Below are 19805 nucleotides of genomic sequence, written 5' to 3' on the forward strand. Positions count from 1 at the left end.
GGAGTTTGGAAGAATAAGGTTTAGGAAGTGATGACGCGATAGATCTAGTGAAAGTATTTTTTGAATTGATTGATCGTTTGTTTTGCTGCTTCGTCTGGACTGGGGTAGGGGAAAGCTTCTGCGGAAATGTATCCCGAGTAGTTAATTTCCTTGAGCGCTGCGGCAATGGGGGGCATATCTGTGTGGCCAAAACCCATGGGTTTTCGGTTGGAATCGGCAAAGTGTACATGCCCTATGTATTGACCAAAATCAAGAATGCTTTGAGCCATATTGTCCTCTTCGATATTCATGTGGAAAAGGTCAGCCAAAAGGCGAATTGCTCCCAATTGATTTCGCTTCAAAAACTCACTCCCTGCCTTAAGGGTATTGATGAGATTGCTTTCATATCGGTTCAAGGGTTCATAAATCAGGATTACCCCAGCCGATTTGGCGATTTTTCCCAACTGGGAAAGCCCGTCGGCCAACAAGTCTAAGGCATCCTCTTTAGAATGTCCTGATGGAATATTTCCCTGCATGGATCCGATGATTGCAGGAGCACCAAACTGAGCACCGAAATCAATCATTTCGGCGATATAGTCAATCGCCCTTTTCCGGATTTCTGGATCAGGGTCGGTTAGTGTCAGACCTTGAAGTACTTTGCCCGCACCAGTGCCCACTGCTGCCAGCTCGAGCCCATAAAAGTCAAGGCGATCTCGAAGATGGGAAGCATCCAAAGCATTCCCGGAGGCAGTGAAAAGTTCCACCCCGTCGAAACCCAATTCAGCGGCTTTTTTTAGACTTTCTTCCAGATTATGCCAAAAGATCCAAGGACCGATGGACATGGTTTCTATAAGATTGAGTGTAACAGCTGATTTGATCATTGGTCTTCAAGATTGAGCATGATTTTAATGATTCCTTGGGGATTGCTGGCCCATTCTATGAGGGTGACGGGGCCTTCTTCGATTGAAATGGTTTTGGAAATAACAGCTTCCACCGGGAATTTGCCGGATTCGAGGTATTCGATCACTTCGGGGAAGTCGGTTTTGCCTACACAGTTCCTCGAACCCAGGATTTCTATTTCCTTTTGGACAAAAAGGGAGGTATTGAACTCCACGGGAGCTTTGGCGTAGCCTATACAGACTACCCGGCCCAGAAAAGCCACTTCTTTTACTGCACTTCGGTAAGTAGTCGGACTTCCTACCGCCTCGATAATAACATCGGGTCCCTCTCCTTGGGTAATTTCTTGTAAACGATCGTGGAGGTTTTCCGAGCTTGGATTGATGGTATGAGCTACTCCGATTTTCCGGGCCACTTCCAGCTTGCTTTCATCCAGATCAATGGCAATGACCTGAGCGCCTCGATTGACCGCAGATGCCACTGCTCCCAGGCCTACGATTCCGCAACCCAAGACCGCAACCCGGTCTTCAGCGCTTACTCGTCCCCGGCTGACTGCATGAAAGCCTACAGTAAGAGGTTCCACTAAAGCCAGTTCTCGTAGGCTCAATTTTTCTGAAGGAAATACATCCTGCCAAGGCACTGTGATGTACCTCGTCATAGCCCCCGGACGGCGAACGCCCATGGTTTTATTGGTTTTGCAGGCGTTGGGTCGGCCTTTTCGACAAGCCACGCAGGTGCCACAAGCCAGATAAGGGTAGAGGGTGACTTTCGTGCCCAATAGGAGGTGCTCAGGGACATTTACCCCTTTTTCCACCAAGGTAGCACCCACTTCATGACCCAGGATATTGGGATATTCCTGTAGGGGAAAAAGTCCTTTGAATCCATTCAAATCCCCGCCGCAAAATCCGACCATCCCCACCTCAAGCAGCACTTCTCCCGCTTTGGGGCTGGGTTTTGGGATTTCCCGAACTTCCGATTTTCCGACTTCGGTGAGAAAAAGAGCTTTCATTTCGATCTACGATTTAAGAATTCAGATTTACGAGATTTTTAAGAATCTCAAACCCTTCTAAAGGGAGCCTAACTTTTCAACTTTAAAACCTTACAACTTTACAACCTCTTTCTTCTCTCTCTCCGATTCCTGCCTGCTCAAACATTATTCTCCGCCTTTCCTTCAAACCACATTCGGTTTTTGACCGGTTGGACGAGCGTAAGGATTCGATCTATTAATTCTGAAGGGATTTCTAAATCTACTGCTTCGAGATTTTCCTGGACAGTTTTGACTTCACACATCCCTACTATCGTGGTAGAAATGAGGGGGTGATCCATCGCAAAGCGTAGGGCTACTTGGCTCAGCTTGCATCCAAAACTTTGGCAGAGGTCCAACAAAATGGGCTGCATGGCCTTTACTTCTGCCGGAGAGCGGTGCCAAGGAGGCAAAGGAGCATCGGAGAGGATGCGCTGCATCAATGGGGCGGCATTCATCAGTCCAAAATCCATTTCCTGAGCGAGTGGAACCAATTCATCATTGATCTCATCCTCCAGCAAGTTGTAATGAGCCCAGGAAAGCACCGTGTCGGGATGGCTTTCTCGGGCAATCTGGGTAAGATACCGGACTGGCAATCCGGTGATGCCCCAGAATCGAGCTTTTCCGGATTTGACCACCTCCTGAATGGCAGGAACGGCTTCTTCCAGGATAATCTGCTTGTCCACAAACTCAATATCGTGAAGCTGAAATAAGTCCAGGTAATCGGTTTTCAGTCGGGTGAGCGATTCATCGATGCTCTGGAGGATACGTTTTCTGGAAAAGTCAAAGTGTTGAAGATCATACCTTCCGCATTTGCTGGCCAGAATGAGCTCTTTGCGCCTTCCTTCGATCGCTTTTCCCAATCGACTTTCTGCCAAAGTCAATCCATAAAAGGGAGACACGTCGATGAAATTGACTCCGTGGTCCAAGGCTAAATGAACTGCCGAAATGGTTTCTTTTTCATCCACAGGATCAAAGACATTGCCCATGGGAGAGGCACCAAAGCCTAAAATGGAGACTTCTAGTTCGGTTTTGCCAAGTCTGCGGTATTGCATTGGATAAAAGCGCTATATGAATAGTTTAAAGCAAAATAGAAGATTTTCCCGAAGAAGGAATCCTGTGAGAGGAGGATCGGTTAAAGTCGGGTTTATTGGTAAAAAAAAAGGGGACTTACTCCTCTTTGACATACTTTCTCCAGTGGTGCTGCTCTTTGAATCCCAATACTTCCCGAATTTTCCGATTGGAGAAAAGGGCTTCATTCTCTTCCAAATCATGCTTTAGAGGTACTCCGGAGAAAAAACGCTCAGCCAGTTCCTTGCTGGGAATGATGGCTCCATTGTGGTCATTTCCGGCATTGAAGACCTGATAGCCCAAACCTTCCTTTTTCAAACATAAATCCACGATTTGCCCCAAATCACGGGCATCGATGTAGCAGAAGGCATTTCTTCTTCTCACCTCAGGATGCTTGAAGTAATGAGGAAAAAGTTGCTGGTATTCGTGGGGCTCGATCACATTGCCAATCCGAAGGGCATAGATATCCACTCCCGTTCTGCGCTGAAAAGCCCGGGCAGTTTGCTCATTGACTACTTTGGAAAGCCCGTAGCTGTCCATGGGATTGACGTCGTATTCTTCATCAAGAGGCAGGTAAGCCGGGTTAGTTTTTCCGTCCGAGAAGCAAATCCCATAAGTCGTTTCAGAGGAGGCGATGATGATCTTTTTGATGCCGAGTTTGACGGCCGCCTCGATCACATTGTAGGTTCCGACCGTATTCACCCGGAAGGTTTCATTGTCGGGCTTGATCAAAATGCGAGGTACCGCGGCAAAATGAACCACAGCATCAAACTGAGGCACACCTGTTCCCGGCTCCATCTCATCAAATCCCGCATACATGCTCATGGCATTGAACATCTGTCCGGAATCGGTGATGTCCGCCGTAAGATTGTCCACTCCGGGATGATTCAAAGGGGTCAAGTCTACATTGAGAACTCGGTGTCCTTGGTCAAGCAGGTAGGGGATGACGTGTTTTCCGGCTTTTCCGGAGCCTCCTGTGAAGAATATTCGCATGGTTATTTTGTTTTGGGATCGGGAATTATTTTGCTAGGATTAGGGAAAGAATGGGCTATTTTCTCAGGTATTCGCCGGCTGACAGCACGGGGATTTGAGAATCTCTAAAGTCTTTTTTATTTCTGGTAATAATTAAATCAGAAGAATTCTCGATTGCGGTGAAATATTGCAATCCATCTTCGAAATCAGCAAATTCAGAGGCAAGGGATAAATCGATGATTTTGTTATCAATGGGCAAAATGGTCACTAAAACCTTGAAGTTGGCCAAATGTCTCCTCGCTTCGACTTCTTTATGGTGCTTGCTAATGGAATAGTAAGCGTTTGCAAAGGTCAAAGCAGAAATTAAAAGCTGGACTTTCTTTTGATCTCCTAAAGTGAAAAGATCTTGGGCTTCCCGAAAGAAAGGTTCTCTCCTTGCCAAGAGGTCTATTACGATATTGGTATCGATGAATAGGCGTTCCATTAGCGATACTTTTTATCGATATAGTCTCGATAATCTTTTCTCTCGTCGTAATCGGTAGGGATGATTCCGGTAAGACTTTCTACCAATGGGCTCACGGTGGATTTCTTTTTGGAAACTCTGGTCAAGGAGTCCAGATAGTTTTCCACGAGTTGGGATACACTTGTTTGATGTTGTTTCGCGTAAGCCTTGGCCTCTTCGATCACTTCTTTTTTGAGATTTAAGGTGAGTTTAGTGCTCATGGTTTGATTAATTACGTACGAAAATAAAAAAAGTATACGTGGCATCAAAGGAGGAAAATGCCCTAGGGAAAAAGGTGTGCTTCTTACTAGGAAGGAAGGAGAAATTGTAAATTATCTAATAGTTTCATTTTAATGCAGGCTGAATAAAACGCTGAGTTGATTTCTGAAAAGCTATGGACTAAGTCTTCAATCCTGTAATCAGACGTTTTTTTGTATGAAATGAAATAAAAGAGGTAAACATTCAATCATCCTGCTCGACGAAGAGAAGTTTGCAAATCAAGGCTAAAAGGCTACTCTTTCACTACAATCTCCGTATCCTCTGTTCCTGCATAGAAAACCACAATTTCCGCAGGTACATCTCCTTCATTTCTTCCATAATGCACCTGATTGACCAGCTCGATGATGGGATCTCCGGCTTTCATTTTTAGGGTATTCCCTTTTGAGTCGATCACCGTCAGTTCTCCGCTTAGTAAAACTCCAGCATTGATCACGGGGTGATAGTGTTTGGGCAATTCAGAATGGGGAGGGAGGGTCACTTTCACAATGGAAATCTTCGGTTTACCAGCCGGATAGGAGGGTAGGCTGTCCCCATTCCAGGATTGGAAGGATTCGATAAGAAGCTCTGAAGTAGACGTTTGGGAACCTTCCTTTTGGCATCCTAGAAGAGCAGTTAAAAGCAAGGTAAAAAATAGATTTTTCATAGTAAACTAGGCATGGACATAGGCATGGGATAGGATTGAGTGCTACATTTTTGAAACCAGTACCAAAGTCAACCCGATGGTGAATGCCCCAAAAAAGAGGATTGAACCCAAAATCTGAACCAGCAAACCCTTGACTATTGAAATTCCCCAACCTTGACCAAAAAGATCTCGGTAGGCCCATATGGCATAGATATAGCCCAAAAGGAGGTAGATCAAGTACAAACTCATGTTGTCAAACAGCTCGGATACCAGAATGAAAGGTATAAAAATCAGTGTCATCTGATTGAAGATAAAGAGATTGGCTATAAACTGTTCCCAATAGGTGAATCCGGATTTTTTATAAAACAGAAATGAGAAAAAAGCCACGAAAAAGACAGCCACTGCAAACCAAAGGGAAAGGTAATCTATAAAGACAGACTGGTACACTTCGGAGAATTGCTGATTGAAAGCCTGCTGTTCCTGACTCAGGCTGGCAGATTCTGCCCCGTTCAAAGCCATATTTTGCTTGATCCAGAAGTCATACTTGATCGTGAGAAAAGCACTGAGCCCCACCACAAAGAAGAAGTACCGGAGGGGATTCGTAATGGTCAGCCGATCCATATCGAGGTATTCCCGGATGATTTTGCCCGGAAATTTAAACAATCCGATGACGGTGTAGACTATCCCTTGGTCCAGTTCAAAAATATCCAGAAAACTCTGCAGGAGATTGCGGAAAGTAAAGCGTCTTATCTTTTTTTCCTTGGTAATGACAGTCTCTTCGACTTCCCAGATTTTGAGTGGCTCCATGGTGGTTGATTTTTAAAGAAAAATAAAGAAATAATCACAGCCAAACGAACTGGACCTGAGTTCTTATCGCTTGTGGCTAGGATTTGAGAGCTTATTTTATCTCGATTTTTGGACCTTGCTTCAGATAGCCCAGAGACTGAAGAAATAGGTCTGCCTGAAGCAGGGTTTCTTCGTAATAGTCAAAATTACGGTAGTTAAAAAACCCATGCGGCTGCCCTTCATATAGGAAAAGCTCACATCTGCTTCCCACTTTTTCCATGACTTTTTGGTAGTATTCCATCGTCTCCACCGGGATTAAGTTGTCTTCGGTGCCTAAGAAAATCACAGTAGGCGGAGCCCCTTTCCGGATATTGTGCAGGGGAGAAAAGTCCAGGTAAGCCTCACCAATCCGCTCAAAGCCATAGCCCCCCGGGCCATTGTCGATGACGGGATTGAAGAGGACCAAAGCAGCAGGTTTGCAGCTGATTCCCAAGTCATCCGTAGGGTCATTGTATCCATCAATCAATGCCGTGGCAGCTGCCAAGTGTCCACCTGCCGAACCACCCGAGGCGATGATTTGGTCCGGATCAATCTGGAATTCATCCGCGTGGCTCCGGATAAAGCGAATGGCGGATTTGGCATCCATCAGAGACTCAAAAGGGGAGGTTTGATTTCTGGAGCTTACCCGATATTCAGCCAAAAAACAGACGATGCCCCGCTCCGAGAAATACTTCGCCTGCGGCTCAAACTGGGTGGTAACACCACCCGTCCATCCCCCTCCAAAAAAGAAAATCATGGCCGGATATTTTCCGGATTCACTCGATTTAGTTGGACAGTAAATCTCTAAAGTCAGGGCTAGAGTATCTATAGTTTTATAGACTACTTTTGCCTGGGAAAAGGAAAAAGTCACGGAAAAAAACAAAAAGAAAGAAATAAGGAAGGCAATTTTACCATTACCTGACTGCATGACTACAAAGCTGAGTAAGGATTGAATTTTAACTATCTCCCTTAAAATGCAAAATGTTTTCCTCAATACCATAACCCCAATTCCAAGGGGATACGATAGAAATGGTAAAACAAAATCAATATTGAGTTTCCGGAAATATAAATGGGTTAAATCTGAAAAGGATTGGATTTAAGACAACTAGGAAATAATCCCGCCCTATCCTAGTGAGATTTACTTCTTTCAATAGGGCTGGATAAACTATTTTCTAGTTGGGTTAATCAAAATTTGCCACTCATGCTGACCTTGGAAACAAAGACTCTTCCGTATCCTCCTGCAGCGGGTGCGGCACCTAAGATGACGTAGTCCAAGTTTTCGGTACCTTTCAGATCAAAGCTCAGATTCTGAACCGAGTTGTTGTCTGCCAGTCTGGTTAAGCCCAGATTCTCGATGCTCCCATCCTTTTTTTGAAACCAAACATACACTTCATAGGGTTGATCACGACGGATGGATACATTCAGTTCGTCGACTGCAATCAATTGGCTTGCCGGAATTTTGATTTGGTTTTTCTGGGATGCACTTGGATTGAGCAAGTTGGTTCGGTCAGGTCCACCATACCTTCCTCCCCGAAGTTCGCTTCCACTTTGGGTAAAGGATTGAAACACCCATCCCTTTACAGCCAATTCATCCCGGGAAGTGGTAGAAAAGTCGATATTGAAGATTTCTCCTTCCTGTATGGGTTTGGATTTGGTCAGATTCAGGATTCGTGTACCAGCTGTCCCGTTGGCTATCACCACCAAATCCTCCCTTACTGCTACTCCATTTGCAGACGCATTTACATTAAAAGTCCCCAAAATTTCCAATTCGTTGCCGATGAGATCCGCTACATACAGTCCGGCCGCCCCATTGGCCATAAAGAGGGAATTGCCTTCTGATACCAGACCATTGGCAACAATATCCGGGTCAGCTACGCCTTCAATAGGGCTCATTTTCAAAGTGGTGATTAATTTTCCCTCCACTGGGTTATAAATCAAAACCCCTTCCAGTCCTCCGGCCACTGCCAAATACGAATTGAAATAATTTACCTGGCCTTTTGCCTCAGGATTGCTTGCTCCTGCTATGGAAAACTGATTGATCAGGGCTAAATTTTCATCCAATACTGCGATTCTTCCCGGTTCGCCTTGAAGCACGGCAGCAGTGGTATCCCCTACAGCTACAGATCGGGCATTGGGCAAATCGATAAATCCGGTCCGTTGGAAATTTTCGTCCATGATCGTCAATCCTCCACCACTATTTCCTGAGGTGGCAAAATATCGTCCAAAGCCCCTTTCGGTGTAAGTTCCGACAAAACTGGGGAGATCGACTTGAGTATACGCATCCGTGGCTTCTGAGGCCTCATTCAGGCGGATTTTCCCTACGATGGCAGGAGAATTTAATCCACTTATTTGGTCAATATCCAAGGCACCAGCGAAATACAGGTGGCCCCCTTCAATATATGCATCACTGACAGAACCGTCTTCAAACAGCACTTGGGTGATCAATCTTGGAGAATTAGGCTGTGAGATATTGACGATGTCCATCCCTCCCAAATAGGTGCTGCCTTCAAAGTTGTAAGAAATAACCAAAAGGTCCCCTGAAATCCTTACGTTGGCAGCCCGCAGGCTTTGACCGTTCAGTTGGGGTGGTTTCACTTCACTGAGTAATTCCAGTTTGAAATCCACCGTTTGGATTCGGGAGGAAGACAGACTGCTTTGAAGAAGGGGGAAAATAGTTCCTGCTTGACTCAAATCCACTCGAGCTCCAAGGACCCCTTGATTTGAATCCAATCGATAAGGAATTTCATCGGGTGAACTGGGACTTTCCTGATCATTGGTACAGGATCCTATGGCTAGGATAAAAAGGAGAAGAATAAATGGTAAATGCCTTTTCATAGGTGATTAATTTGAAGGACAAAACTATCTTATTGATCTGTAAATCAACTCATTATGACTATATTTTTATAAATACAGAAAAAGTTATTTAAGACTCTGAAAAATGTATTTTTTTCATCTAAAAGGGTGTGTTCAAGATTTAAATGAAAATTATGCCTCTCCTTTTTTATGAAAATTGACCTGCTTCAGAGTTCACTTGGGTGATTTTTGGGTAGCTAGTAAAAAGACGGATAATCTCAATCGATTGGCCGCAGGGGGATTTTTAGGTTTTAACTTTTACCGGTAAGTCGGATTTCTCGAAGCTGAAGGAATTGGGAATGCCGAGGAGGCCAAACTTTGGCAAGCTTAGTGGTATGCAAATCAGCTTTGCCCAACGCAGGATTGGAGCAGAATAAGCTCCAAAGGGGGGCAATCAGATTCTTGAAGGAAGAATCCCAAAACTGTTTGAGTTTGCAGATAAGGGAATGTGAAAAAATCATGAGCCATTCGGAAATAAATGAAAGAAATTTATTTAGAATCCTCTGGTTTAGGTGGAAAATACTCCCCAACTAGTAGCAGCCAACAAGGCTAGGCAAAATAGAATAACTCCCACCCAAGCCGGGCGATGGATATTCGATTTCCAGTTTTTGCGAAAGGAAGGAAGGATAAGTGCCAGTCCTATACTTATCAAGGCAAAAAGAAAAGCACCCAGGCAATTTTCCAGAATCCCCCTTAGTCCTTGAAAGGAAAAAAAGCCAATTTCTACTGAATTGGGAGAAATTTTGCCATAAATTTTCCATCCCAGGTATTCCACTAGGCTCATTGCGAGGAAGGTGGTGATTCCGATCAGGATAAAATGTGTTTTAGGTTTCAAAGGTTTCGAATCAGAAGTCCATTAAAATGCTAAAACCTCAGGGATGTACTATGAATCCCCATTTAGTCGTACTCTTAAATTACCAATGCCTTTTAAATTTTTCTTCCCTTCCTCTCAAAAAAATGCAAGTCAAGAATAGAGATTGTTTTGATCTCAACTCCGTCGAGCTATGAAGAATCCTAATTTCTGTTCAATTGTAAAGCAAAATAGCAGGTTTGCCAAGTGGTTATGCTACCAATCTTGATCCTCTGAAAAATGAACCTCAGGCCTCTCCTCTTTTTTTATGGGCCAAACACTGAAAAGAGTAACTCCATTGTCCGTTACAGCATAACCCATGACCAAAATTCCTGCGTTACAGAATCCATATTCCAAAAAAAGCTTCTTCTCCTGATTGTCGCCAAATTTTCGGTACGTCTTCAGTAGCGTGAATTCTTTGACATTTGGACAGGTTTCTTGTACAAAGGACCGAAGTCTTTCGAAAGCCTGAGTCCTATTCTTTCGGGCTATATCATCAGGTACATCCGCTACCTTGACTAGGGGATGATTTTCCAGTTTTTCTATGTTATCCAGATTTCTAAAAAAAGTGGACGCATCTTTTTTCGCCAGTCCTTCAGGATTCTTGGATAGGCAACTTTGAGCGAAAATCAGTAATCCAAGGCCTCAGGAGTTTAGTATTTGCTTTTTCATCATAAAGAAGAAAAGGGAAGAGTCAAATTGCGAAACGGGAGAGAATGGGATTAGGTTGACAGGTGAATCTGCCGAATATAGACGCTTTCAGAAAGGTAGGTTTCAGCTATCCGTCAGTAAACGGCCTGCAAGGAGTCTTGGCGAATATTCCGATTGAAGCAGTTTAGAATACCTCCATTTTCTGCCAATTCGCTGGATTCTGCAGAGACTATGGACTGATCGGAAAACACATGATCAATATTCGAAGTACTTCGTCAACTTCACCCAATCTAAATACCGGGATAAATTTCGCCTATTCCATCTGCAGGATATTGCTGTCATCGCCATTTGCTAGGTAATTACCTGTGTTGTCATAGACATGGTAGGGAAGCTTGATTACCTCCAATCCGGTATTGTGAAGGGCGATCTCAAAGGCTTCGTAGAACTTTTTGGGTTCTTTGGAATAGTCATCGGCCGGGATCATTTTTTCGTCCAAGAAGAGGACCATCCCGTCTGCATGTCCGGTAAAATCCCCGGGCTAAACCGGAAGAAGAAACAGTCGGTCCAATTCCAAAACGATTCTCAGTTATTCCGGCCTTTTTCACCAAACCCAGAGAGCTTATTTCACAACCCCCGCTGCGTCAGTTCGAATAATGAAAATATCTTTTTTTCCTCTGTTTAACCCATCAAAAAGGAGATCGTTTGACTCTGTGCTTCCAGCCAATAGTAAACCTCCCGCCGGAGTGGTAGTGATAGAGGCGATTGCTTTGGAAGGAAATGAACTGCCAAAAGGGTTGGCAAAAAATCCTTCATTACCGGAACCGCCGTAGGTCTTTATCCACTTTTGGTTGAAGGAATTGGCTGATTTAATCAAAACCAAATCAGATCCGCCAACAGAGCCTCCGTTGGAATCCAAATCATGAGAATCTGAACTTCCCAAAATGTAAATGTCATCCGAATTGGGGAATCTCAGTAGTGCAGTTCCATAGTCATGTTCATTTCCTCCAAAAACAGCTATCCCTCCAATTCCAAGACCAAAAGAAGCCAGACGCAGGAGGAAAATGTTGGACTTTCCGTATCCATCATATGAAAAATCACCATCCATGGACGTGGTGGTTCCGACCACTATCAATTCGCTTGATGTCCTGGGTTCTATCACATCAAATCCCACTTCACTTCCTGAACCCCTGTAGAGGGCGGAAGAAAGTTGACTTCCCGACCTGTCTGTACTGATTACGACCAAATCTTCTTTATTCTCTGTGCCTATGGGCTGCCTGGTTCCCAAAATAATCAGGTTACCGTCTTTTTTTCTGTAGAGTACACTCGCATCATCGTCCTGAGAAGTACCATAGTTTACTACCTGTAAGAGGTTACCGGATTGGTCGATGAAAATCATTACCATGTCTTTTCCTCCTCTGTAGGAGTTGCCTCCAGAGAATCCGTTACAACATTCCCCATCGGCTGTAGCCAGCACCACGGATATCCCAATCTGATCCTCAATCAGGGATTTGGCTACCACATGGGTACGTGCATTTCCGAATGTCCTGATCCATGAGGTATTGCCATTTTGGTCCAACTTGATGTGGAAAACGTCTGATTCTCCCCGAAGTAAGCCTGAGAAATCTCCGTTTATGGAGTTAAATGTGCCTGTTACAGAATAGGACCCGTCCATGTTCTGAATAACCGATGCTGCGGTATCATCTCCACTACCCCCGAAAACTCTCACCCAATCCAAACTTAAATCAGCATGGAGTTGAATTACGAACGCGTCCATACCGCCTTTGTGTAGACCTTCAAATACTCCGTCATTGGATGCTGTGGTTCCAACCAAAAGGTATTTCCCTTGTGCTGTGGTGATAACCTTACTTAAAACATCATCCTGAGAACCTCCAAACAGGGCTAAAGGAGAAGCTAATACAAAAGTAGCCGTAATCGCCGTGCTTTTTTCCACGGTGACTCTAAGTGGTGATGAGGTTCCCGAAGCATCTCCAGACCATCCGGCAAAGGCCCAGCCTTCTTTGGGTTTGGGGGTTAATTCTACAATAGATCCATGTGGATATTCTCTTCCGGCAGTATTGATGATCAACTTTTCCTCAACTGTTCCTTCGCCTTCTACCGTCAGAGTAAGGGGGTATTCCCGTTTTACAAAAATCCCGGTAATGGTTTTATCCGAATTCATTGCCACACTCAGAGGGTTGGCATTTCCCAAGGCATCGCCTTCCCATTGAGTAAAAACCCAATTAGGTTCGGCAATTGCAGTGAGGATCACGGTTTCACCTGATCGAATAGTTGAGCTTGGGGCTTCGATCTTACCTGAGTTGGGTGGGGAAACTAGGGTGCTGAGGGAGTACGATGGAATAGGTTCTTCTGATTCACAGGATATGAAAAGGAGAAGAATACTTATGGAAAATGAAATAAGTTGGAACGTTTTTTTAGGAATAAGCATGAGGAATCAATGAGTTGGCTTGAATTCAGAGTTGAAATAGTGACTCTTAAGCCTTTAATCAACAAATGAAAAATGAATATTTTCTCTGTAAAAGGAGCTTTCAAATCGTTGACAAAGAAACTGAGTTTTTATTACAAAATCTAACTGTTAGTTAATATTTTGGATTTAAATTTTTCAGTGTACTCAGATTAGAAAAAGAGTTGAGTCTTGTTTTCGATAGACGAATTTTCGGACTTGAAAATTAAGGTATAAACAATGGGGTAGAGGTAATTCCAATTTACTCTATTTACCGATATTGAATACAAATGCCCGGTATTTGAGCAAGGCTACGAAAAATGCTCCACCGAAGGCGTTTCCCAATAATGCAGTAGTTTGGAAGGATAAATAATCAAAGAAATGCACCTTATCTGAAGTGATCATTCCGGTAAACACTTCAATATTCCCGATGATGCTGTGATGCAAACTGGCAAAGGACAAAACAGAGGTAATCAGAAAGATAATCACGATCTGACTGATCGTATCCCTCACCGAGGCCAATAACCAGGAAAGCAGGCCCATCAGCCAGCCAGCGATTGCTGCACTCACAAAAATTACTTGGATTTCGGATTTGAGGACATGAAGAGCGATGGTTTCGATGACATGCAAATCAAAGATCCCCAATCTTGGTCCCAACCAGACCAGCAAAGAACCGATAAAATAGCCCCCGGCTAAATTCCCGCTGATCACCAGTCCCCATAATTTGAGCATGCTGAGAGGAGTTCTTTTCTTATTCAAAACAGGAAGGGTGAGCAAAGCGGTCTGCTCGGTGAATAAGATTGACTGGCCTAGTACCACCAGAATAAATCCCATGGGATAAACCAAGGCAATCATTTTGAAAATGGAATCTTCTCCCATCTTTCCTTCAAGAAAATAAAAAAGTGAGGCAAGCAGTAAATAGCTAAATCCAATCTCCATTCCCGCAGTCAGAGAACTGAGTAAGATGCTGCTGGTTTTTTTATCGTAGGTTTTGAGTGCGTCGGTAATCTGATCACGCAAAACCTCGCCTTGAGTCTTGGTGCCGTCTTTTTTTTCCTGAGCAGAATTATGGATTTCCTTGTCTATTTCCCGTTGACGTTCTTTTTCTTGCTGTTCAGGGCTTTTCTCCTTTTTCCAGATCATATAGAATGGGTTAAGTAATCAATATAAGGCATAAACAGAAAGCTGAATAAACTGCAGAAAGAAACCCCGCATATTTTTTTCTGACGGATTGATTTTTTCAGTCTAAATGAAAACCTCTGCTTGGAATTCCTTGAATCCTTACTTCTGAATTTGAAAGGGAGGCAAGTGAAATTAGGGGAATTTACCTTCATTTCCATGCCTTGGTTTATTTCCAGCTCTTTCTTAGAAAAGGGGAGACGAATGGTTATCTCAGAATATTCCAACTGATGCAATTCAGAATGCCTCCATCTTTTGCAAGCTCATTGGATTCGATAGGAATTATGGAGTCCTTAGGGAAAGCCTGCTCCAAAATCCGAATTACTTCTTGATCCTCTTTGAAACCGAAAATAGGTCCGAAGATTACCTTTTCCATCTGAAGGAAATTGATGTAATCCCCATTTGCGTGGCTATTACTTGTATTGTCGTAGACATTGTAGGGGAGTTTGATTACCTCCAATCCGGTGTTATGAAGGGCGATTTCGAATGCCTCGTAGAACTTTTTGGGTTCTTTGGAATAATCATTGGCCAAGATGGTATGCTCGTCCACGAAGCGAACCATCCCATCTGCATGTCCGGTAAAATCCCCGGGCTGCACAGGAAGAAGAAACAGCCGATCTAATTCCAATAGGTTTTTGAGTTCAGTCAAAAGTGCTTTTCTCTCCCAAGTGGGATTGTCTTCAAAAATCCGATCGGTCACAAAGGCCTGATGGGCAGAGCGAACTAGATTCCCTCCATCCAAAACAATGTCAGATTTCTGGGTTTTAATTCCTAAAGCTTCACAAATCGAATCTACATCAGACTTGGTCTTTTCGTATTTCTTGAATCGAAGATAGCTAGGGTCGTATCGGAACTGGATAAACTTCTTTCCAACCTGAATCGGCATGTAATCCACCGCCCAGACATCTTTGGTGCCGGGTAAAAAGCCAAAATCAACTTTATGCTTCTTTAATTCCTTTTCCAATCGCGCATAAAACTCTGGATACTTCTTCGGAAGGGAATCAGCTAAGAAAAGGAAGTTGGTTTGGGAGTCGGGGGTCATTTTTTGGGATTGATCGAGAAGGCGTAATTAAAGCTTTTGGCATTATTTATTTCTCCATTTTTCCCAATATTTTTTCTCCTTCGGACATCAATTTTTTTGGAAGGGTTTTGGTGTTTGATGATTTTCGTTTTTATGGATTCATTGAATGCATCAAACCCACTAAAAAGTTTCATTGCACAAACCATTGGACCTTTAATAATCCTTTCTTTTTGATCGGTATTTTCATTCAAATTGTATAGTCCTCTAATTAAAATACCTCCAAATCCGCCCGTCATTTCATTTCTAAGGGCAATGTCAACACCTGAGTAATGAAAGAACCATTCTCCTGATTTTGGATCAATATGCTTTCTTCTATAGGTAGTATCGTCTACATGTTTTGGAGAATTCCAATAAAACTCAATTTCAATCAAGCGGTAAAGTTGATCATTTCTCTGAATTGCATACTGATCAAAAAGAATTCTTGCGATTTCTTTGAAACCGTCTTCGTTTTCTTTTTCAGGAGTGATTTTTAAAAAGTCCATTATGCGCTAGGGTTTAATAAGTGGCTTTTTAACCTAATCAATGACAATTAAAACCGTTTTATATTAAATCCTATAAAATGAAACGGCCATGTTCTAATTGGGAAAAACTTGTAATAATCACCTGGTGAAACAAGTAAGTCATCATTAATAAGGGTTGAGAATAATCCATTTTTAAATACCCATCTTTGATCTTTTTCATTGAAATAATAAGCCAAAGAATATAAAATTAATGAAGCCTCCTCACTAGATACAAATGCTTCAACAAAGGTAAATCGAGATTTAAGTTTAGTTTGGTCTATGAAATTAATTATTGAAACTAGGAGCCTCATATATCTTTGGTATTGTCCAGATTTAAAAAAAACACTTCCTTCAATTGCGATCTTAAAAAACTCTGAATGTTTACTACGATGATGAGATGATTCATTTGATATCGAATAGCTATTGTTCACAGCTTTTAAAACATTGATCCAGAATTCATTTAGTCCTTGCTCTCCTTTTTCTTTTCCATATTGAATTTTATTCTTCTCTTCTTTTACCATTTGAAATAATTCAGCAAATGCTACTTCATTTCTTGTAATATTAAATTGTTCTGTCTGTTTGCTTATTTGGAGTTGCTGGATAATTATTGTTACAACTAGGAATATTGATCCTGAAAATGAAACCCATAAGGCTGAGAATTGAAATACCTCAGAATCCCAATTAAGATCTCCTATTTGGTCTGAATAGAATTTTAAATTCTCTTGATCATAAAGACTCAGGTAGAAAAAAAAGATTCCAATCGCTCCTAAAATTAAAGCTGTGATAAAAAACGTATTCAAAATTAATTTTCTCATCAGTAATTCGAAAATTTGAATTTAACTCTTCATATGGGTGGAGTATTTTCTCCACCCAATTAATTAATTTATATTTTCACTTCACAAATAACACCCCCACACCCTTCTCACTCGCCAGCTTATTAAATGCCGGAACGGCGGTTTGGATCAGACGATCGCCTTCGGCTTTTAGCGGTTTCCACTCTTCCATCAGTCGGGCGTATTCCGCTTTGGTGCCGGCATTGACCTTGGGAATGCTGCTTTCTCCATGGTTCATCATAAACATAAAGTTGGCCGTGAACTTATTCGGGAAGTTTTCCACATCGTCGTAGGCGGTTGATCTTCGTTGGATCATATTCTCGTCCCAAGCTTGGAGTGCCTTCAGGAGAGTTTCCCCTTCTGATTTCAGGTCAGCGTACTCGCTTTTTCCTTCCAGTTTTTTCAGCAAGTCGGCGAGTTGGTCCTGGTAGTCCTTGGCCGTATTGATCATCGTGTGCATGGAGGTTACCTCTGCCTCGAGTTGGCTCATCCAAGCGTGATAAGCTTGGTAGTCCGCCTTAGTAAGGTTGTAAGCCGGGATATCCTTGATTTCGGCTTGGGCTTCGGACGTTTTTCCATCCGCAGTCAAGCGTAGGGTGTAGGTTCCGGGGATGGCTTTGTGGCCTCGATAGCTGGACTCGATATAGGCACCCGGAATGCCCGGCAGGGTGGGGTAGCGAAGGTCATACACAAATCGATTCAATCCTTTTCTTTTCGAAAGGGTAGGCTCCATTGGCGGACCGCCTGCCCAGGATTTGGCTTCGGGGTTTCTTTTGGAACTCAGCTTTCTGACCAGATTTCCCTGTGAATCCAAGACTTCCAAAATCACTTCCGTAGAGTCATTTACAGACTCTGGAAGAGAATAATGGATCACCATTCCATTGGCCGGATTCAATCCCTGAAGCGGATGAGTGCCGGTAAAGTCATCCAGATTTCCTCCATTCATGCTGGAGTACCAGTTGCCCAAAAGCGCATCCTCTGGGGTGTAGAACGTGACTTGGTCTACTTTTTCTTTTACCTCACGCACGACATTCAGCTCATCCAAGATCCAGAAAGATCTTCCCGAAGTCGCGACAATGAGATCATTGTGAGCCACTTTCAAGTCCGTGATTGGAGTGACAGGAAGGTTAAGTTGGAAAGATTTCCAATTCGCACCCGCATCGTAGGAAATGTACATGCCCTGCTCGGTGCCGGTATATAGCAGTCCTTTTTTCTCCGTGTCTTCTCTCACCACTCGGGTAAAGGCTCCGTAAGGAATTCCCTTGGAGATATTGGTCCAAGTCTTTCCGTAGTCCGTGGTTTTGTAGAGTGCAGGCGTATAGTCGTTGAATTTGTATCGGGTCGTGGCGATGTAGGCTGTGGCGGGATCATGAGGAGATACGTCAATGGCATTAACCAAACATTCCTGCAGACCTTTCGGGGTCACATTGGTCCAGGTTTTTCCATTATCACGGGTCAAATGCACCAATCCGTCGTCGCTTCCTGTCCAGATGACTCCCGCCTCGTGGGGACTTTCGATTACATAGGCCAAAGTACCGTAGTTTTCTGCGCCCACTGCCTCATTGGTGTAAGGAACGCCGGGAGTGCCTTGCTTTTCCTTTTCGTTTCGGGTCAAATCCGGAGAGACTTCCGTCCAGGTTTGTCCCCAATCCTGAGTTTTCAACAGCACCTGAGCCCCATGGTAAAAGGTATTTGGCTCGTGCTGGGACCAAATGATCGGTGCATTCCAGTTGAAGCGATATTTCATGTCTTTCGCATCCATTCCAAGGTATTGGATGGGGGCAGCCATGATGTTGGTCGAACCCTGAGTCTGCATATCCAAGACCTCAATGGTTCCCTGATAGCTTCCTCCCAGGACATACCGAGGATCATCCGGGTCAAAGGCCAAAAAGGCACTTTCCCCACCTGCGGAGTAGTTCCAGTGTTCCTCTCCAATTCCACCTCTACCCAGCGCAATGCTGGAAATCACCAAAGAGGTATTGTCCTGCTGTCCCGCGTAGATTCGATAAGGAAACTGATTATCGGTATTGATCCGATAAAACTGAGCGGTCGGCATATTATTCTGAGTGGACCAGGTTTCGCCACCGTTGAAGGTAATCGAACCCCCTCCATCGTCTGCCAAGATCATGTTTTTGGAGTTTTTCGGGTTGATCCAGAGATCGTGATAGTCTCCATGGGCTCCGTCGATAGCCTCAAAGCTTTTTCCTCCGTCAAAGGACTTCAGCATCGGTGCACTTTGCACCCAAACCGTGTTTTCATCATTGGGGTCGGCAAAGACCTCGATGTAATACCATGCACGCTGCGTGAGTCGGTTGTCTTTATTGACCAAGGACCAGCTTTCTCCGGCATCATTGGAGACAAACAAACCGCCCAAGTCCTTGTAGGTGTCGCTTTCGATCAGTGTGTAAACTCGATTGGAATTGGCTCGGGAGACGGAGACGGCCATTTTTCCTTTTTCCTTAGGCAATCCAGTTTCGATTTTTTTCCAAGTTTTTCCTGAATCCGTGGATTTGTACATGCCCGAACCCGGACCGCCTGATTTCACCTGCCAAGGGAATCGCTGATGCTCCCACATGGCCGCATAGAGGATTTCCGGGAAGTTCATATCCATACTCAGCTCCACCGCTCCGGTCATATTGTCCACGAAAAGGACTTTTTCCCAAGTCGCTCCTCCATCGGTGGATTTGTACACTCCGCGGTCTTCATTGGGTGCATACAAAGCTCCTTGGGCAGCGACATAGACAATGTCAGGATTAGTCGGGTGAATCTGAATTCGGGAAATGTGCTGCGTCTTTTCCAAACCAAGTTTTTTCCATGTTTTTCCGGCATCGGTGGATTTGAAAACGCCGTCTCCGTAGGAAGTCATCACCCCTCGTGGTGCGTGCTCACCCATGCCAACATAGAGGACGTTGGGATTGCTCTCGGCGACAGCCACTGCTCCAACTGAACCTGTGGTAAAAAATCCGTCAGAAATATTCTCCCAATGTTGACCGGCATCTGAGGTTTTCCAGAGTCCTCCCCCGGTGGTGCCAAAGTAGTAGGTCAGCGGATCGTTGACCACTCCGGTAGCAGTGACGGAGCGGCCTCCCCGGTAGGGGCCGATATTTCGGTATTTGATGGGTAAGGATTTGTCGAAGGTTTGGGAGAAGGCGGAAACGCTGAGGCCGAGAAGTAGGCCAAACAGAATTTTTTTCATAAAAGGGTGGGTTGGATTGGAACCTAAGAT

The 19805-nt window shown here is 43.9% G+C and carries 18 protein-coding genes; all 18 read right to left on the reverse strand.

Going from position 1 to position 19805, the window contains the following annotated elements:
• Positions 1-44: 44 nt before the first annotated feature.
• On the reverse strand, positions 45-860 hold the full coding sequence (locus AAA943_RS15425; protein ID WP_338225161.1) for a TIM barrel protein: 816 nt from the start codon (positions 858-860) through the stop codon (positions 45-47).
• Complete coding sequence (locus tag AAA943_RS15430) at positions 857-1885, reverse strand: zinc-binding alcohol dehydrogenase family protein (protein ID WP_338225162.1); 1029 nt, start codon at positions 1883-1885, stop codon at positions 857-859. The genes AAA943_RS15425 and AAA943_RS15430 overlap by 4 nt, the downstream gene beginning before the upstream one ends.
• Before the next feature lie 137 nt (positions 1886-2022).
• Positions 2023-2955: an aldo/keto reductase gene (locus AAA943_RS15435; protein WP_338225163.1), complete on the reverse strand. Its 933-nt coding sequence runs from the start codon at positions 2953-2955 to the stop codon at positions 2023-2025.
• 115 nt (positions 2956-3070) lie between these two features.
• Positions 3071-3964 carry an NAD-dependent epimerase/dehydratase family protein gene (locus AAA943_RS15440; protein WP_338225164.1) on the reverse strand — a complete coding sequence of 298 codons (894 nt, stop codon included), beginning with the start codon at positions 3962-3964 and terminating at the stop codon, positions 3071-3073.
• A gap of 55 nt (positions 3965-4019) precedes the next feature.
• Positions 4020-4427 carry a type II toxin-antitoxin system VapC family toxin gene (locus tag AAA943_RS15445; RefSeq protein ID WP_338225165.1) on the reverse strand — a complete coding sequence of 136 codons (408 nt, stop codon included), beginning with the start codon at positions 4425-4427 and terminating at the stop codon, positions 4020-4022.
• Positions 4427-4666: a DUF6364 family protein gene (locus AAA943_RS15450; RefSeq protein WP_338225166.1), complete on the reverse strand. Its 240-nt coding sequence runs from the start codon at positions 4664-4666 to the stop codon at positions 4427-4429. Before AAA943_RS15450 ends, AAA943_RS15445 begins: the two co-directional genes overlap by 1 nt.
• A 290-nt stretch (positions 4667-4956) precedes the next feature.
• Positions 4957-5367 (reverse strand): cupin domain-containing protein, encoded by a 411-nt coding sequence (locus AAA943_RS15455; RefSeq protein ID WP_338225167.1) that lies wholly within the window; start codon positions 5365-5367, stop codon positions 4957-4959.
• 42 nt (positions 5368-5409) lie between these two features.
• Positions 5410-6153 carry a DUF3667 domain-containing protein gene (locus tag AAA943_RS15460; protein ID WP_338225168.1) on the reverse strand — a complete coding sequence of 248 codons (744 nt, stop codon included), beginning with the start codon at positions 6151-6153 and terminating at the stop codon, positions 5410-5412.
• Between the two features lie 91 nt (positions 6154-6244).
• The gene (locus AAA943_RS15465; RefSeq protein WP_338225169.1) at positions 6245-7099 is read right to left on the reverse strand and encodes an alpha/beta hydrolase; all 855 of its coding nucleotides are present in this window, start codon (positions 7097-7099) and stop codon (positions 6245-6247) included.
• 257 nt (positions 7100-7356) lie between these two features.
• Positions 7357-9006: an LVIVD repeat-containing protein gene (locus tag AAA943_RS15470; protein WP_338225170.1), complete on the reverse strand. Its 1650-nt coding sequence runs from the start codon at positions 9004-9006 to the stop codon at positions 7357-7359.
• A 526-nt stretch (positions 9007-9532) separates the two neighbouring features.
• Positions 9533-9859 carry a hypothetical protein gene (locus tag AAA943_RS15475; protein WP_338225172.1) on the reverse strand — a complete coding sequence of 109 codons (327 nt, stop codon included), beginning with the start codon at positions 9857-9859 and terminating at the stop codon, positions 9533-9535.
• Between the two features lie 979 nt (positions 9860-10838).
• Entirely contained in the window at positions 10839-11033 is a 195-nt protein-coding gene (locus AAA943_RS15480) for a hypothetical protein (RefSeq protein ID WP_338225173.1), read from the reverse strand.
• 111 nt (positions 11034-11144) lie between these two features.
• Positions 11145-12971 (reverse strand): InlB B-repeat-containing protein, encoded by a 1827-nt coding sequence (locus AAA943_RS15485; protein ID WP_338225174.1) that lies wholly within the window; start codon positions 12969-12971, stop codon positions 11145-11147.
• Between the two features lie 282 nt (positions 12972-13253).
• Complete coding sequence (locus AAA943_RS15490; RefSeq protein ID WP_338225175.1) at positions 13254-14129, reverse strand: formate/nitrite transporter family protein; 876 nt, start codon at positions 14127-14129, stop codon at positions 13254-13256.
• A gap of 244 nt (positions 14130-14373) precedes the next feature.
• Complete coding sequence (locus AAA943_RS15495) at positions 14374-15207, reverse strand: agmatine deiminase family protein (RefSeq protein WP_338225176.1); 834 nt, start codon at positions 15205-15207, stop codon at positions 14374-14376.
• Complete coding sequence (locus tag AAA943_RS15500; RefSeq protein ID WP_338225177.1) at positions 15204-15728, reverse strand: hypothetical protein; 525 nt, start codon at positions 15726-15728, stop codon at positions 15204-15206. Before AAA943_RS15500 ends, AAA943_RS15495 begins: the two co-directional genes overlap by 4 nt.
• A 47-nt stretch (positions 15729-15775) precedes the next feature.
• Positions 15776-16561, reverse strand: a complete 786-nt coding sequence (locus AAA943_RS15505; RefSeq protein WP_338225179.1) for a hypothetical protein — start codon at positions 16559-16561, stop codon at positions 15776-15778.
• Between the two features lie 76 nt (positions 16562-16637).
• Positions 16638-19775 (reverse strand): WD40/YVTN/BNR-like repeat-containing protein, encoded by a 3138-nt coding sequence (locus AAA943_RS15510; protein ID WP_338225180.1) that lies wholly within the window; start codon positions 19773-19775, stop codon positions 16638-16640.
• Positions 19776-19805 lie beyond the last annotated feature (30 nt).

The organism is Algoriphagus confluentis (assembly GCF_036245625.1).
Classification (GTDB): Bacteria; Bacteroidota; Bacteroidia; order Cytophagales; family Cyclobacteriaceae; genus Algoriphagus; species Algoriphagus confluentis.

Coding starts and splice junctions, on each gene's coding strand:
- AAA943_RS15425 (WP_338225161.1), bottom strand. CDS start 860: ATGATCAAATCAGCTGTTACACTCAATCTTATAGAAACCATGTCCATC.
- AAA943_RS15430 (WP_338225162.1), bottom strand. CDS start 1,885: ATGAAAGCTCTTTTTCTCACCGAAGTCGGAAAATCGGAAGTTCGGGAA.
- AAA943_RS15435 (WP_338225163.1), bottom strand. CDS start 2,955: ATGCAATACCGCAGACTTGGCAAAACCGAACTAGAAGTCTCCATTTTA.
- AAA943_RS15440 (WP_338225164.1), bottom strand. CDS start 3,964: ATGCGAATATTCTTCACAGGAGGCTCCGGAAAAGCCGGAAAACACGTC.
- AAA943_RS15445 (WP_338225165.1), bottom strand. CDS start 4,427: ATGGAACGCCTATTCATCGATACCAATATCGTAATAGACCTCTTGGCA.
- AAA943_RS15450 (WP_338225166.1), bottom strand. CDS start 4,666: ATGAGCACTAAACTCACCTTAAATCTCAAAAAAGAAGTGATCGAAGAG.
- AAA943_RS15455 (WP_338225167.1), bottom strand. CDS start 5,367: ATGAAAAATCTATTTTTTACCTTGCTTTTAACTGCTCTTCTAGGATGC.
- AAA943_RS15460 (WP_338225168.1), bottom strand. CDS start 6,153: ATGGAGCCACTCAAAATCTGGGAAGTCGAAGAGACTGTCATTACCAAG.
- AAA943_RS15465 (WP_338225169.1), bottom strand. CDS start 7,099: ATGCAGTCAGGTAATGGTAAAATTGCCTTCCTTATTTCTTTCTTTTTG.
- AAA943_RS15470 (WP_338225170.1), bottom strand. CDS start 9,006: ATGAAAAGGCATTTACCATTTATTCTTCTCCTTTTTATCCTAGCCATA.
- AAA943_RS15480 (WP_338225173.1), bottom strand. CDS start 11,033: ATGGTCCTCTTCTTGGACGAAAAAATGATCCCGGCCGATGACTATTCC.
- AAA943_RS15485 (WP_338225174.1), bottom strand. CDS start 12,971: ATGCTTATTCCTAAAAAAACGTTCCAACTTATTTCATTTTCCATAAGT.
- AAA943_RS15490 (WP_338225175.1), bottom strand. CDS start 14,129: ATGATCTGGAAAAAGGAGAAAAGCCCTGAACAGCAAGAAAAAGAACGT.
- AAA943_RS15495 (WP_338225176.1), bottom strand. CDS start 15,207: ATGACCCCCGACTCCCAAACCAACTTCCTTTTCTTAGCTGATTCCCTT.
- AAA943_RS15500 (WP_338225177.1), bottom strand. CDS start 15,728: ATGGACTTTTTAAAAATCACTCCTGAAAAAGAAAACGAAGACGGTTTC.
- AAA943_RS15505 (WP_338225179.1), bottom strand. CDS start 16,561: ATGAGAAAATTAATTTTGAATACGTTTTTTATCACAGCTTTAATTTTA.
- AAA943_RS15510 (WP_338225180.1), bottom strand. CDS start 19,775: ATGAAAAAAATTCTGTTTGGCCTACTTCTCGGCCTCAGCGTTTCCGCC.